Origin of the sequence: Frankia sp. R43 (genome assembly GCF_001306465.1) — a bacterium.
Lineage (GTDB): Bacteria > Actinomycetota > Actinomycetes > Frankiales > Frankiaceae > Parafrankia > Parafrankia irregularis.
Genome location: NZ_LFCW01000009.1, coordinates 209,223 through 224,629 on the forward strand (window position 1 = coordinate 209,223; position 15,407 = coordinate 224,629).

Sequence of the window (15,407 nt, forward strand, 5' to 3'; positions counted from 1 at the left end):
GTTCAGTGACTGATGTAGACGGCCTTGGTGGTGAGGTAGGCCTCGATGCCCTTCCAGCCGCGCTCGCCACCCCAACCGGACTCCTTGTGGCCGGAGATCGGCATCGCCGGGTCCGCCGCGATCGAACAGTTCACCCAGACCTGACCAGCGCGCAACTCGTCCGCGAACCAGTGGGCGCGGCCTAGCTTCTCGGTCCAGAGGGAGGCCGCGAGCCCGTACCGCGTGTCGTTCGCGGCGACGAGGACCTCGTCCTCGTCGCCGAATGGGATCACGCAGCCGACCGGTCCGAAGATCTCCTCGCGGATGAGCCGCATGTCGGGCGTCGTGTTGGTGACGACCGTCGCCTCGACGAAGTAGCCACGGCGGTCCATGGCCTTTCCGCCCGTCGCCACTTCGGCGCCGGCTGCCACGCCGTCGTTCAGGATGCCGAGTACCCGCTGGCGCTGCTTCTCGCTGACCAGCGGCCCGAGGAGCGATCCGGGCTCGGCACTGCCGCCCATCGGCAGCTTCTTCGCGAAACGGACCAGGCCTTCGACGACCTGGTCGTAGATGCCGCGCTGGACGTAGATGCGGGACGTGCAGGAGCAGTTCTGCCCAGAACCGGCGAGAAAGCCCATGCCGACACCGGGAATCGCCTTCTTGAGATTGGCGTCGTCGAACACGATGGCCGGCGACTTGCCGCCGAGCTCGAGCGTCAGGCGCTTGAGATTGCCGGCCGCCGCCTGGACGATCAGTCGGCCGACCTCGGTCGACCCGGTGAAGGACACCTTGTCCACGTCCGGGTGCGCGGTGAGCGCCGCGCCGGTGGTCTCACCGTAACCGGTGATGACGTTCAGGACGCCGTCGGGCAGCCCCGCCTCGCGGAAGATCTCCTCAAGTTTCAGCGCTGTGTGCGGCGTCTCCTCGGCGGGCTTGAGGACGGCGCTGCAGCCCGCGGCGAGCGCCGGCGCGACCTTGAGCATCGCGACGAAGAACGGCCCGTTCCACGGAATGATGAGTCCGACGACGCCGACGGGCTCGAGCTGGGTGAAGTTGTGGTAGCGCTCGTAGTGGCCGAGCACACCGTCGGACACGACGTCGCTCGACTGCCCGTGGACCTTGCCGACCCAGCCGGCGTAGTACATCAGTACATCGAGCGCCACGGTGATGATGTGGCGCGCGGCCGCCACGTTCAGACCGTTGTCCCGGCCCTCAAGCACGGCGAGCTCGTCGGTGCGGTCCCGGATGATCTGCGCCGCCCGGAAGAGCACGTCAGCACGCTGTTTCGCCGGCAGCCTGCGCCAGACGCCGAACTCGAATGTCTCACGCGCCCGCGCGACAGCCGCGTCGACAGCCGCCTGATCGGAGTCAGGAACCTCCCCGATCAGCTCCTCCGTGGACGGATCATAGACCGGAATGGTCCCCGAGCCACGGCTCGCGACAGCCGGGTCGATTTCGGTTACCTCGCTCATTTCCGTTCGCCCTTTCGTCGCCCCTCCCGCCGGGGAGGAGAGCATCGCCTCCAGAGAACTGCCGAGGAAAAGAGCGCTATTTGAGCATCCTGCCCGCGTCGATCGGAAGGATCAGGCCGGTGATGTACCGACTCTCATCGGACGCGAGAAACAACGCCGCGTTCGCGATGTCCTCGGCGGCCACCCAGGGCGTGGGCAGTACGTGCATCGCCTGCGAGACGACGGCCGCGTCCTCGGCGGTCGGGTTCTCCAGGTCAGGGCGGAAGATCCGGTAGAGGTTGTCGTTGAGGACCATGGGAGTGCTCACCTGCGTCGGCGCGAGGGAGTTCACCCGGATGCTGCGGGGGCCCAGTTCCAATGCCAAGGTGCGCATGATGCCGATGACGCCATGCTTGGCCGTCACGTAGTGGCCGATGTACGGGTCGGCGTGGATGCCACCGACCGAGCTGGTCAGGATGATGGACCCACCGCGCCTGCCCGCGAGGATATGCGGGACCGCGACCTTGGTGGTCAGCCAGACACCGGTCATGTTGATGTCGATGGTGTCCTGCCAGACTTTCTGGTCCATCTTGTGCATCGCCATGCCGCCGGGTCCGATACCCGCGTTCGCGATGACGATGTCCAGGCGTCCGAACTCGGCGACGCCGTCATCCACGACGGCCTTCATCGCGTCGTGGTCGCGGACATCGCCTTGGACCGCGTGGATCCGCCGGCCGGTCTTCTCGACGAGCCGTACCGTCTCGGCCAGGTCCTCCGGCGTCGACATCGGGAAAGTCACCCCGTCGAGCTGCCTGCAGACGTCGATCGCGATGATGTCGGCGCCCTCCTGGGCTAACCGCACGGCATGCGCCCGTCCTTGGCCGCGTGCGGCACCGGTGACGAACGCGACCTTGTCCTGGACTCTTCCTGCCATCGTTTCCTCACTGTCTTCATGTAGGGCACCGTGCTCGCATGGCGCGTCTCGCCCTGCGCGTCATCGCGTGGGCGTCGGTCATGGTTTCGCCGTTTCAGGCCCGCTCGCAGGCGACCACGGCGTCGCGTAGCTCGTAGCTCATCAGCCCGTCGCACCAGGTCATGTCCGGCGCGCGCTCAAGCCGAATGCCGGGCACCCTCATCAGCGCGTCCAGGAAGATCCTCGACTCGGCTATCGCGACCTGCGAGCCCGGGCAGCGGTGACTGCCGTCCCCGAAGCTCATGAACGACCCGACCGCCTTCTGCTTGTTCGCCCGGTCCGGGTCCAAGGCATGAGGGCAGGCTCCGACCGACTCGGGGTCGACGTTGGCCGCGCGGATGTCAATGGCGAGCACGTCGCCCTTCGCGGCCGTCTCGCCGTCGAACGCGACGTCCTGGTCGGCCCTGCGGTGAAGCATCGCGGCGACCGGCTCCAGCCGCAGGATCTCCTCCAGGATCGCGTTCTGGTCGGCCGTGTCGGCCCCGACGAAACGGGCCCGCAGGTCGCCGTCGCCGAAAAGGTGCCAGGCGGCCATCACGATGAACTCGCGCGTGGTGACCATGCCGGCAACGGCGTAGGTCATGCACTCGACGAGGATCGCCCGGTCCGGATAGCCCGAGTCGATCAGATGAGAGATGACGTCGTTCTGCCGCTGCGCGCGGCGCGCCCTGATCGCCGGCCGGACGTCCTGGAGGAAGAACCGCACCGCGTTGACCGCGGTGATGCCCTCGGCGCCGCGGCGGACGGCACGGCGACTCGAACGCACCCGGGTACTGAACAGCGTGGCCTCGATGCGCTTCGCCATCTTTACCTGGTCACTGCTGGTCAGGCCGATGATCTCGGCGGCGACGGCCACGGCGAGGATGTAGCTGAGCTCGTCGAGGCGGGCAGTGCCCGCCGCCCGCAGCTTGGCGAGCAGCGCCTCGGTGGTGCGCTCCATGACGAGACGATGGCGCGTGCTGATCGCCTTCGGGGTGAAGAAACGCGCGATGGCGGTCCGCTGCTTCTTGTGCCGCTCGCCATCGAGGAAGAAGACAGGGCAGAACTCGTCGTCCGGCGAGAACCGGTCGCCGCTCGCACCCGCCTGCAGCATCTGGCCACTGCGCAGGATCTTCTGCCCGAGCACGAAGCCGTGCACCTGCCGCGCTCCGGGATCGGGGTGGACGCGGCCGGCGGCCAACGCCGCCGACTTCCGGTCGTCACGCGTCGGGTCCATTGCGCGCGGGGGGAGCTCCGCTGTCGTCACGGCCGCCTCCAGACACCGGTCGCACCAGTCGCACCGGTACGAGCTTCACGGGATGGGCCTAGCGTAGGCCATCTCGTGCATGAAGTCTTGCGCGAGATCGCCGCCTGATGTGCGGCCCGCGGGCCCGACTAGATTCGGCTGTACGCTCGCCGGGCCGTAACCATCGACCGCCGTCGCGGCGGGCGTCGACGCGACGGGCATCGATCGCACGACGGTTACCGCGCAGACGGGAGGTCAGGGTGGCCCGCGCAGGCTCCGCCGGCGCCTCGGAACCCGGTAAACCGCGCACCGTCGACGGCGGTCCACCGCGCGCCCACTCCTACGAGAACTCGCAGCGCTCCCGCCAGGCCGCCGCGACCCGGGAACGGATCCTCGCCGCAGCGACCGAGCTGGTGCACGAACTGCCCAACTGGGACTGGCGGAGCCTGACCGTCCGTGCCGTCGCGCGGCGCGCAGGGGTCAACGAGAGCACCGTCTACCGCCACTTCGCCACAGAGCGCAACCTGCGCGACGCCATACTGCGCCAGCTGGAGGCCGAGGCCGGCGTCGAGCTGACATCGCTGAACCTCGGGACCATCGGGCAAACCATCGCCCAGACCTACACCTACCTCGGCAGGTTCCCGATCGGCAGCCGGCCGATCACGGACCCAACGTTCGCGGCCCTCGACGAGCGCCGCCGTGCGGCGCTGCGCGACGCGGTCAGCCAGGCCGCCACCGACTGGACCAGCGACGAACGCGAGATGGCGACCGCCGCGCTGGACACCTACTGGAGCCTGCCCACTTTCGAGCGCATGGTCACCACCTGGAACCTCGATCCCGCCGCGGCGACCAGCACCGCCACATGGGTGATCAGCCTCATCGAGACCGCGATCCGCACGGGGCAGCGACCGCCCCAGCCCGCCGGCCGCGATCAGACCCCCGACATAGGACCCCACGACGCCACGTCCTGACCTCCAAGATCGGTACCGGCGCTTTCCGGCCCCGGCCACCATCTGAAAACTCAGGTCGCGATCGGGCTCATCGCACGGCCGCAGGGGTGCGCACCGTTCGTCCCGCTCGGCGGCGGCACCCCGTTGACGTGGCCGGTGCGATCGATGCCAATGCGGCGCAAGAATCCGGCAGCGACGCCCTCAGTTCTCCGGGTGCAGCTCGGGGGGGCAGCCCGATGCTGCGGATCTCCAGGAAGCTCGCCAGGCCCTCCGGGCCGAGCTCACGGCCGAGGCCCGACTCCTTGAAACCGCCGAACGGCACCAGCGGGAACGGCGGGAAGACACCATTCACCGCGAGAGTGCCGGTGCGGATGCGCTTCGCCACGTCGAGCGCGCGGGCCGGGTCCGTTGCCCATACCCCGCCAGCCAGTCCGTACTGCGAGTCGTTGGCGATCCGCACAGCCTCGTCGTCGTCGGTGTAGGGAATGAGGCTCAGCACCGGGCCGAAGATCTCCTCTCGGGCGACCTTCATACTGTTGTCAACATTGCCCAGAATCGTGGGCTCGACATACCAGCCCTTGGCCAGGTCCGCGGGGCGCCGACCGCCCGCCACGACCGTCGCGCCGTCGGCAACCGCACCGTCGATGTACCCCAGGACCCGGGTGCGCTGCCGCTCGGCGACCAGCGGGCCCACGATGACGGTCGGGTCGTGCGGGTCACCCACCGGGACCTTCTCCGCCGTCGCCCCGGCGATCTCCAGCGCCTCGGCGTACCGGGATCGGGCTACCAGTACGCGGGTGTGCGCCCCGCAGACCTGGCCGGACAGGTGCATGCCGCCCTCGACCACCCCGCTGATCACGGTGGCGAGATCCACGTCGTCCAGGATGATCGAGGCGGACTTCCCGCCGAGCTCCAAGGACACGCGCTTCACCTGCTCGCCGCACAGGCTCATGATCCTCTTACCCGCCGCGGTCGAGCCGGTAAAGGCGACCTTGTCGATGCTTGGGTGCCGCACCAGGTGCTCGCCTGCCGCCCGGTCGCCCGGCAGGACGTTGACGACGCCCGGTGGGATGCCCGCCTCGGCCGCGGCCTCGGCGAGGATGTAGTTGGACAGCGGCGCCTCGGGTGGCGGCTTGACGACGACGGTGCAGCCGGCCGCGAGCGCCGGTGCCACCTTCCACGCGGACAGCGTGACCGGCGCGTTCCACGGGACGATCACGGCGACGACGCCGACTGGCTCGGAGGTGACCAGTCCGGCCCGCGCCCCGGCTTGGACGACACGCTCGAAGGCGTAGCTCCGGATCAGCTCGGCATAGAACTCGAAGACCGGGGCGACGAGGCCGGTCTGCGACCGGGGGCCTGGCTGACCGCGACGCCCATCTCGTCGACGGTGATCTGGGTGATGTCGGCGGAGTGCTTGCGCAGCGCGTCGGCCATCCGGGCGAGCGCGTCGGCGCGCTCGCCCGGGCCCAGACGCGGCCAGGGACCGTGGTCGAAATCGGCGCGCGCCGCGGCGACGGCCCGGTCCATGTCGGCCTCGGTGGCGAGAGGGACCTCGCCGACCGGCGCCTCGGTGGACGGTGAGATGACCGTGAACAGGTCGGTGTTCGCGGGCTAGGGTGAGTGAGCGTTCTTTTATGAAGGGCGTCGGCGGCGGTGGGAGGGCACGGTGAAGACCAAAGCGGCGGTGCTGATGCAGCAGCCCGGCGAGTGGGAGGTCGTCGAGACTGACCTCGACGGGCCCAGGGACAGCGAGGTGCTGGTCCGGATGGTCGCAGCCGGACTCTGCCACTCTGACGATCACGTCGCCAAGGCTGACGGCAAGATCCAGCATTTCCCTTACTGCGGCGGGCATGAGGGGGCCGGTGTGGTGGAGGACGTCGGGCCGGGCGTACGCAGCCTGAAGCCCGGCGACCACATCGTCACGTCGTTCATCCCCGGCTGCGGCCGCTGCGCCTTCTGCGCGAGCGGCCACCAGAACCTCTGTCAGTACGGTGCGCTCATCATGCACGGCTCGCAGCTCGACGGCACCTACCGCATGCGCTACCAGGGCCAGGACGTCGCACGGTCCTCGCTGATCGGAGCGTTCGCCGAGTACAGCGTCATGTCGGAGTGGTCTGCCGTCCGGATTCCGGACCATGTTCCGCTGCGCTCAGCCGCGATGCTTGGCTGCGGTGTCCCGACCGGCTGGGGATCCGCGGTGAACGCGGCCCAGGTAACGCCGGGACAGGTCGTGATCGTCATGGGCGTGGGCGGTATCGGCATCAACGCCGTCCAAGGCGCCGCACACGCCGGGGCAGGCCACGTGATCGCCGTCGATCCTGTGCCCCTGAAACGCGAGACGGCCTTGAAGCTGGGCGCCACAGGAGCATTCAGCTCGATCGAGGAAGCGGCCGAGTTCGCCCGGTCAATCACCAACGGCCAGGGGGCGGACTCGACCGTCGTTACCGTCGGCGTGCTCAATGGTGAGCACCTGGGGCAGGCGTTCGATTCGGTGCGCAAGGGGGGCGTCGTCGTGGTGACCGCGGTCGCGCCCATGACAGTGGGCAGCATCCCGGTCAGCCCGTTCATGCTCGCCATGTTCGAGAAGCGCCTGCAGGGCTGCCTCTACGGCAGCATGTCACCCTCGGGCGACATCCCGCGGCTGCTGGCGATGTATGAGAACGGCCAGCTGAAGCTGGACGAGCTTGTCACGACTACCTACTCACTCGACGAGATCAATGTCGGTTACCGGGACATGCATGCGGGCAGGAACATCCGCGGCCTGATCGAGTTTCCGGTGCTGCCGCGGTAGCGGTGGAGGGCGGCGACGGTGGGTCTTTCCAGATGACGCTTCGACCGGGCCGGCGTGACCGCGGTGATGCCACGTCCAGGTGGACCGAGATGGCTGGCCAGCGGTGCGCTCCGTCGCCGGTCAACACCTGGTTGGGGAACTCGTCGTTGGTTGCGAAGTTCTGCCCCACCAGGTCACCCTGACAGCCTCACCCTGAGTAATTTTCGACTCAGTACTAGGAGGTCGGGCCGCCGGGCACGGCGTCGGCGGCGCGCAGTCCGCGGCTGAGGTCACGGACCTCCTGGTTCGCGGCGAGCAGCCCCTCGTGCAGGTGCCGCAGCAGCAGGCGGGTCTCGGCGGGGTCGGCGTCCGGGGCCCGCGACGCGACGCGCGCGAGGTCCGTGAGCCGTCGCTGCATGCCGTCGCCCAGGTCGTGTGCCATGCGCCGGCGCTGCGCGGCGCTCGCGCCGGCGACCCGCAGGTGGGCCGCGTGCGTCTCGACCAGCTGTGCCCGCACCGCCACCTGCAGCTGCGCGTTCTCCAGTGCGAGCCGCCCGGCGCGCAACGCGGCGTCGGTGAAGGCACGGTGCTGGCCGAGGGCGGGATCACCGGTCACCACCGCGAGCGGAGCCCCGTCCCGCGTCAGCACCTCCCGGGTCCACCGAGCGCCGGACGCGGGTTCGGGCGCACGGCCGGCCTCGGCGGTGCTGCCGGCGGCGGCCGCACGGCCGATGTCCACCGAACCACCGAGATCCGCCGAACCACCGAGATCCGCAGGGCGGCCGTCGACGTCGACATAGCACCGCAGGTCGGGCAGCCAGAACCGGAGCTCGACGGTGGGATCGTTCAGCACGGTCCGCAGGGCGTCACGCACGCTGGCGATCGTCGCGGGGTCCGCGAGGCGCAGCACCCGGTCGGCGGCGGTGGCCACCCCCAGCGCCCGCCGGGCGGCGGCGATCCCCAACGCCACCGGGAGCAGGGCGAGGACGACGCTCTGCGCCTCGATGCCGCGCATCACGCCGTCCAGGTCGTCGACGTCGATGGGCGGCGCCACCAGGGCCACGCCGATGCCAGCGACCGCGACCGCACCGAGGACCAGCGACGCCGCGGCCCGCTCCGGCCCGCGCAGCGCGCGCACCCGGCGGACCAGCCCGAACGCGAACCCGCAGGCGAGCAACGGGTTGATGACCTGGTAGACGTCACTGATCGTCTGGAACGTCGGCAGGTCCGCGAACCAGCCGGGCCACCACACATCCGGCCCGTAGCCGTTCCACTCCGGCCGCGACGTCAGCACGCTGACCACCATCAACGGCCCGAAGGCGAGGCCGGCCAGCGCGACGACCACGCGGTCCGCCAGGCCGGACAGCCGCCCGTGGGGGTAGCCGAGCAGCCCGACGCCGAACAGGACGTAGAAGGAGCAGTTCCCGGCGATCCCCAGCAGCGGCAGAAGCGTGTGGTTCCAGCTCATCGCCCAGGTCGCGACCCAGGCCACGCCGGCGGCGAGCAGCGGCGCACCCGCGCGCCGTGTCGGCGACGAGGCCATCAGCGCCGTGCCGGCCGTCGCGAGCCCACCGGAGATGAGGACGTTCACCACGGCCAGCGCCGGGGCGCCGTGCAGGTACGGCCAGCCGGCGCCCAGCACCGCCACCCCGACCACGCCGCCGACGGCGAACGCCCGCGGCAGCACCCGCCCGGCCCTCATGACGCCACGCCCGTGGGCACGATGACCATGACGGTGGTCGGGCCACCGGCCGGGCTGGACAGGTGCACCTCACCGCCGGCCGCCGCCACCCGGTCACGCAGGCCGGCCAGCCCGCCGGCCGGGTGCTCCACCGCGCCGCCGCACCCGTTGTCACTGACCTCGGCGACCAGCCCACCCGATCGCTCGGTGAGCCGCACCCGGGCGGTCGTCGCCCGTGCGTGCTTGACCACGTTGGCCAGTGCCTCCGACACCGCGAAGTAGACCGTGCGCTCGGCGACGTCCCCAAACGGCCCGCCGCGCCCGAGCGCGACGTCGACCTCCACCGGCAGCGCCAGCCTGGCCGCGGCCTGCCGTACCGCCGCCACCAGGCCGGCGGTACGCAGGGTCTCCGGGTCGAGACCGCGGGCGATGGTGCGGACCTCGTCGTTCGCCGCGAGCAGGCCGGCCCGGATGTCCCCGAACATCGCGGCGGCGGCCGCCGGGTCGTCAGCGGACCACTCGGCGACGCTCACCAGCATCGCCAGCGCGAGCAGCCGCTGCTGCACGCCGTCGTGCAGGTCGCGCGCGATGCGGCTGCGTTCGGCGGCCTCCGCCTCCTCGACCCGCCGCCGCGCCGCCCGCGTCTCGACGAGCTGCGCCTGGATGGTCACCTGCAGATGGGCGTTCTGCAGCGAGAGCCGAGCGGTCCGCAGCGCCGCCCCGGTGAACGCGCCGTGCCGACGCAGCACCGGCGACCGGCCCGTGACCAGGGCGAACAGCTCACCCGACGGCGCGATCACGGGCTGGGACCACAGCGCCGGCGCGCCACGGCGCACAGGCACCGGCGCTCCCGAGCCAGGCACGGCGCCCAGACCGGGTACCGCGCCCAGACCGGGTACCGCACCCGGCTCGGGAGCACCGCTGGCCGGCTGCCCGGCGATGTCGACGAAACGCCGCTCGTCGGCGAGCCAGAAGTACACCTCGACAGTGTCGTCACGCAGGGCGCGGCGCAGTGCGTCGCGGACCACGGTCACCGTCGCGGCACCGCCGCCGCTGGAGCGCAGCATCCGGTCCGCCGCGGTCGCGACCGCCACCGCGCGCCACAGCTCGCAGCTCACCAGCACCAGCGGGAGCACCGCGAGGGCGACACCCTGCCAGGCGACGCCCTCCGCCACATGACCCGGTTCCCGGTTGTACAGCGTCGGCGACAGGGCGGCCAGGCAGAGCGCGACCACGCCGAGCGTGCCGAGCGCGGGCGCGACGACGGACCGTTCCAGTCCGTAGAGCCTGCTCCACCGGCGCGCGAGCAGCACCACGAAGGCCATCGCCAGGGCCACGTTGATCACCACGTACAGCCCGGAGACGAACCCGAAGAAGGCCTGGCCGGCCCACAGCGTCGGCCAGGACGCCTGCGCCGAGAAGCCGTTCCACTCCGGCTCGGACACCACCATCGACAACGCCACGAGCGGGCCGTAGGCGATGGTGGTGAGGGTACCGACGACCCGGTCGGCCCGCCCGGTGAGGCAGCCGTCCGGGTAGAGCAGCACGCCCCAGGCGAAGGTGACGAAGAACAGCGCGTTGGTGAACAGGCCCAGCGCCGGGCGCGGCCCGCTCTCCCGGCACAACAGCCAGGTGAGGGCCCAGCAGACGCCGGAGGCCAGCACGAGAACCCCGGTACGGCGCAGCAGCGGGATGTCGACGAGGAGCACCCCGGAGCTGACGAACGCGCCGGCGACGAAGGCGTTGACGGCCGCAAGCGCGGGTTCGCCGCGCCAGAACGGCCAGCCGGCGGCCAGCGCGAGCACCGCGGTCAGCGCGCCGCAGGCCACCGCGGCCGCCGGAAGCCGAAACCGTGCCCAGGCCTGCGGCCGGGCGCCCATCGCACGGGCGGTCATACGACCGGGTCGCACCGGCGCGGACGCCGTCAACGCGCTGCCTTCTGCCACGGTCCCTTCCACGCCACCGTCGCCGGCCACCGCCGGCGAGCCACCGCACCTCCACAGGCGCGGGACGAACGCTCGGTGCCCCGGGTTCGCCGCCACGCGGGACGATCGTCCCACGCAGATGACCGCCATCCGCCGCGAGACCACATCAGGACATCTACTGACACCGGGATTTCCGGCCCTCCCGGCCGACCTCAGCCGAAAGCAGTCGATCTCACTCGATCTCAGCCGGTCGATCCGAGCGCCGTGGCCACGATCCGGCCGACCGCGGCCGACTCCAGCAGGAAACCGTCGTGGCCGAACTCGGACCGGACCATGACCGCCTGTGTGCCGAGGTGCCGGGCGAGCTCGGCCTGCAGCCGGGGCGGGTAGAGGCGGTCGCTGTCGATCCCCGCCACGGTCACCGGGACGGTGACGCCGCGCAGCGCCGCGGCGATCCCGCCCCGGCCGCGGCCGACGTCCTGGCTCATCATCGCCAGGGTCAGCGTCACGTAGGTTCCGGCGTCGAAGCGGCGGACCAGCTTGTGCCCGTGATGCTCGACGTAGCTGGCGGCGGCGTAGCGGCCGTCCGGCTGGACCCGCTGGCCGAAGCGGTGCGCGAGCTCGGCCTCACTGCGGTAGCTGACCTGGCCCATCTGCCGGGCCAGTGCCAGTCCGGTCCGCGGGCCGAGGCCGGCCGGGAGGTGGTGGTAGTCGCCGCCGTGCCAGTGCTGGTCGGCGCGGATCACCGCCAGCTGGGTGGCGTACAGCGCGATCTGCTCGGCCGTCGCCGCCGCGCCGCAGGAGAGCACGACCGCGCGGGCGACGCGCTCGGGCCGGCCCACCGCCCACTCCAGCGCCCGCATGCCCCCCATCGAGCCGCCGACGACCGCGGCCCAGCGGGTTATCCCGAGCGCGTCCGCCAGCCCCTCCTCGGCGCGGACCTGGTCACCGACCGTGATCTCCGGCCAGCGGCTGCCCCACGGCCGGCCGTCGGGGGCGGCGGACGCCGGCCCGGTCGTGCCCTGGCAGCCGCCCAGCACGTTCGGGCAGACGACGAACCAGCGATCGGTGTCGAGAGCGGCGCCCGGTCCGACCAGCGCTCCCCACCAGCCCGCGGTGGGATGCCCTGGGCCGGCCGGGCCGGCGACATGACTGTCCCCGGTGAGCGCGTGCAGCACCAGCACGGCGTTCGACCGGTCCGGGGCGAGGCGGCCCCACGTCTCGTAGGCGACGGTCACCTCGGGCAGCACGCCGCCGCGCTCCAGGTCCAGCGGCCGTGCCAGCCGGGCGAACCGGCGACGTCCCACCGGATCACCGGGCTGCCAGCCGGCGCGAGCCGGGCGGGCGCCGTCCCGGTCCGGGTCCGGACCGGCGTCCGCACCGGCGTCCGGATCAGCCTGCTCCGGGCGCGCGGCGGCGGATGCGGCCTCGTCGCACCGGGCCTCGTCGGGACGGGCATGGTCGGGTCGGACGTCGAGCGCCGGGGGCTGTTGGGGCTGGGCTGTCATCCGGACTTCGCGGCCCGGAAACCGGCGTCGAGATCGGCGAGGATGTCGTCGATGCCCTCGATGCCCACCGACAGCCGGATCAGGTCCGGGGTCACCCCGGTGGCCGCCTGCTCGGCCTCGGTGAGCTGCGAGTGGGTGGTCGTCGCCGGATGGATCACCAGTGAGCGGACGTCGCCGATGTTGGCGAGGTGGCTGAACAGCTCGAGGCCCTCGACGAACTTCCGGCCGGCCTGGGCCCCGCCGGCGATCCCGAACGCCAGCACCGCGCCGGCGCCGAGCGGGAGCACCTCGTTCGCCCGCTGGTACCACGGCGACGTCGGCAGCTTGGGGTAGGCGACCCAGCTGACCTCGTCACGGTCCTGCAGCCACCGCGCGACCCGCAGCGCGTTCGCGCTGTGCCGGTCCATCCGCAGCGACAGCGTCTCCAGGCCCTGCAGGAACAGGAACGAGTTCAGCGGCGCGACGGCCGGGCCGAGGTCGCGCAGCAGCTGCACCCGGGCCTTGGCGATGTAGCTGCCGTGGCCGAGCGCGTCCCAGTAGACGAGGCCGTGGTAGCTGGGGTCGGGCGTGGTGAAGTTGGCGAAGCGCCCGCTGGCGCCGTAGTCGAACCGGCCGCCGTCGACGATGATCCCGCCGATGGACGTCCCGTGCCCGCCGATGAACTTCGTCGCCGAGTGGACGACGATGTCGGCTCCGTGCTCGAACGGCCGGTACAGGTACGGGGTCGCCAGGGTGTTGTCGACGATCAGCGGCACGCCGACCTCGTGGGCGACCGCGGCGACGCCGGCGGTGTCGAGGACGTCCGAGCGCGGGTTGCCGATCGTCTCGCCGTAGAAGGCCCGGGTCCGCGGTGTGGCGGCGGCCCGCCATTCGTCCAGGTCGTCGGGGTTCGACACGAACGAAACCGAGATCCCGAGCTTGGGCAGCGTGTAGTGGAACAGGTTGTACGTCCCACCGTAGAGGTTCGCGGAGCTGACGATGTGGTCACCGGATTCGGCCAGGTTGAGGATGGCCAGCGTCTCCGCCGCCTGCCCCGACGACGTCGCGAGCGCACCGACGCCGCCCTCGAGGGCGTTGACGCGCTGCTCGAAAACGTCCTGGGTCGGGTTCATGATGCGGGTGTAGATGTTGCCGGGCTCCCCCAACGCGAACAGGGCGGCGGCGTGGTCGGTGTCACGGAAGACGAAGCTCGTCGTCTGGTAGATCGGGACGGCGCGCGCCCCGGTCGTCGGATCGGGCTGGGCACCCGCGTGGATCTGCTTCGTCTCGAACGACCAGGTCGGCTCGGTCATGGCGAATCCCCTCTGGTGGTGGATGGTGTGCGCGGCGTCCGGAGTTCGGAGTTCGGCGAACGAGGCACCGGGCGGTCCCATCCCATGGCACCGACGGCCCCCGCAGGCGTGTCCGTTGGTCCTGGCTTGATCGGTCGTTCGCCGCATGGCTGGCGTGGCGCTGCCCGGCATGCGGCAGGCCGGCCGACCCCGAGAAGGATGCCGCGCACGGAGCGGAATCGCTCGGATACACGCCCGACGCCGCCACCGGGAGCGCCCGGTGGCGGGCGATGACGTGTCCCGCCTTGGATACTCCACGTCACCGAAGTAAGTTTACTTTATCGATCGGAAATACCTAAAATTCCATACCATCCAACCGATCGCGGGGCAGGGAGGCCCACATGTGCCAGGCCGCTGACCATCCACCCGGTCCGTCGACGCGCGAGCTTCCCCTGCTCGACCTGCGCCGGTACACCGCTCCCGCGGACCCCGCCGACCGCGCCGAGTTCGTCCTCGCGCTGCGCGCGGCCTGCCGCGACCCGGGCTTCCTCCAGCTCACCGGCCACGGCGTGCCGACCTCGCTCACCGACCGCGTCCTGGCCGTGAGCCGCGAGTTCTTCCGGCTGCCGACCGCGACGAAACTGCGGATCGAGAACGTCCACTCGCCGCACTTCCGCGGCTACACCCGCCTCGGCCAGGAGATCACCCGGGGCAACCCCGACCTGCGCGAGCAGATCGACATCGGCGACGAGCGCCCGCGCCGGGTGTGCGGCCCCGGCGACCCGCCCTACCTGCGCCTGGACGGCCCCAACCAGTGGCCGGCCCAGCCGGCCGAGCTGCGGGCCGTCGTCGAGGACTACATGGCGGCACTGGCCGGTGTCGCGCAGGTCCTCGTCCGCGCGCTGGCCGAATCGCTGGGTCTCGCCCCCGACCACCTGGACGCCACCTTCGCGGATGATCCCCGCTCTCACCTCAAGCTGCTGCGCTACCTGCCCGCACCCGACGGTCCGGCCACCGAGACCGGCCGCGGGGCCGGGAGCGGCGCCGGGAACGGAGACGGCGCGCGCGCCGACCCGCACCGGCGGGACGCCGACGCCGCCCGTTCGCAGGGGGTCGGGGCGCACAAGGACGGCGGCTTCCTGAGCCTCGTCCTGCAGGACACCGTCCGGCGACAGGACGCCCCGGACGCGCCCGGAGCCTCGGAGGACCCGGAGGTCCCGGAGGGTTCGCCGGACGCGACAGACCCGGCGTGGCTGCCGGGGCTGCAGGTCGCGGACGGCTCGGGCGGGTGGATCGACGCGCCGCCGGTGCCGGGGGCGTACGTGGTGAACATCGGCGAGATGTTCGAGTTGGCCACGCTGCGCTACTACCCTGCGACCGTGCACCGTGTGATGAGCCCACCACCAGGCCACGAACGAGGGTCCGTGGCGTTCTTCTTCGGACCGGGCCTGTCCGCCACGATCGAGCCCGTGCCGCTGCCCCCCGCGCTCCTCGCGCAGATCCCCGACGCCGGGCCACCCGACCCGGACAACCCGATCTTCGCCCAGCACGGGGAGAACACGTTGAAGAGCTGGCTGCGCAGCCATCCCGAGGTCGCCCGACGCCACTACGCCGATCTCACCCGACCCGACGGCGCCACGCGACCGGGCGGGGCCGCCCGGTGACCGAGAC

Annotated in this window: 10 protein-coding genes and 1 pseudogene; 3 read left to right on the plus strand and 8 right to left on the minus strand. The window is 71.4% G+C overall.

The features are described from left to right. Window positions 1-2: 2 nt before the first annotated feature. The 3 genes from ACG83_RS32990 to ACG83_RS33000 form a co-directional block, all read right to left on the minus strand. Window positions 3-1,451 (minus strand): aldehyde dehydrogenase family protein, encoded by a 1,449-nt coding sequence (locus ACG83_RS32990; RefSeq protein WP_054570165.1) that lies wholly within the window; start codon window positions 1,449-1,451, stop codon window positions 3-5. Between the two features lie 76 nt (window positions 1,452-1,527). Beyond that, window positions 1,528-2,364, minus strand: coding sequence for a mycofactocin-coupled SDR family oxidoreductase (locus tag ACG83_RS32995; protein WP_054570166.1), 837 nt, complete (start codon window positions 2,362-2,364; stop codon window positions 1,528-1,530). Between the two features lie 94 nt (window positions 2,365-2,458). Then, on the minus strand, window positions 2,459-3,649 hold the full coding sequence (locus tag ACG83_RS33000; protein WP_063793285.1) for a cytochrome P450: 1,191 nt from the start codon (window positions 3,647-3,649) through the stop codon (window positions 2,459-2,461). A gap of 239 nt (window positions 3,650-3,888) precedes the next feature. Between ACG83_RS33000 and ACG83_RS33005 the strand changes: the two genes are divergently transcribed. Continuing rightward, window positions 3,889-4,599, plus strand: coding sequence for a TetR/AcrR family transcriptional regulator (locus ACG83_RS33005; RefSeq protein WP_063793286.1), 711 nt, complete (start codon window positions 3,889-3,891; stop codon window positions 4,597-4,599). A gap of 67 nt (window positions 4,600-4,666) precedes the next feature. Here the strand turns inward: ACG83_RS33005 and ACG83_RS33010 are convergent. Continuing rightward, window positions 4,667-6,177, minus strand: a pseudogene (locus ACG83_RS33010) (aldehyde dehydrogenase). 70 nt (window positions 6,178-6,247) lie between these two features. Here ACG83_RS33010 and ACG83_RS33015 point away from each other — a divergent pair. Beyond that, window positions 6,248-7,372: an NDMA-dependent alcohol dehydrogenase gene (locus ACG83_RS33015; protein ID WP_054570168.1), complete on the plus strand. Its 1,125-nt coding sequence runs from the start codon at window positions 6,248-6,250 to the stop codon at window positions 7,370-7,372. A gap of 214 nt (window positions 7,373-7,586) precedes the next feature. Here the strand turns inward: ACG83_RS33015 and ACG83_RS33020 are convergent, their stop codons facing one another. The 4 genes from ACG83_RS33020 to ACG83_RS33035 form a co-directional block, all read right to left on the minus strand. Then, window positions 7,587-9,053, minus strand: coding sequence for a histidine kinase dimerization/phosphoacceptor domain-containing protein (locus ACG83_RS33020; protein WP_054570169.1), 1,467 nt, complete (start codon window positions 9,051-9,053; stop codon window positions 7,587-7,589). Further along, entirely contained in the window at window positions 9,050-10,978 is a 1,929-nt protein-coding gene (locus ACG83_RS33025; RefSeq protein WP_083473824.1) for a histidine kinase, read from the minus strand. The genes ACG83_RS33020 and ACG83_RS33025 overlap by 4 nt, the downstream gene beginning before the upstream one ends. Window positions 10,979-11,199: 221 nt before the next feature. Next, window positions 11,200-12,465 carry a homoserine O-acetyltransferase gene (locus ACG83_RS33030; protein ID WP_054570171.1) on the minus strand — a complete coding sequence of 422 codons (1,266 nt, stop codon included), beginning with the start codon at window positions 12,463-12,465 and terminating at the stop codon, window positions 11,200-11,202. Then, a complete protein-coding gene (locus ACG83_RS33035; protein WP_054570354.1) occupies window positions 12,462-13,757 on the minus strand; it encodes a bifunctional o-acetylhomoserine/o-acetylserine sulfhydrylase in 1,296 nt (431 codons plus the stop codon). The genes ACG83_RS33030 and ACG83_RS33035 overlap by 4 nt, the downstream gene beginning before the upstream one ends. A gap of 380 nt (window positions 13,758-14,137) precedes the next feature. Here ACG83_RS33035 and ACG83_RS33040 point away from each other — a divergent pair, with 380 nt between their 5' ends. Next, the gene (locus ACG83_RS33040; RefSeq protein WP_054570172.1) at window positions 14,138-15,400 is read left to right on the plus strand and encodes an isopenicillin N synthase family oxygenase; all 1,263 of its coding nucleotides are present in this window, start codon (window positions 14,138-14,140) and stop codon (window positions 15,398-15,400) included. The last annotated feature ends 7 nt before the right edge of the window (window positions 15,401-15,407 follow it).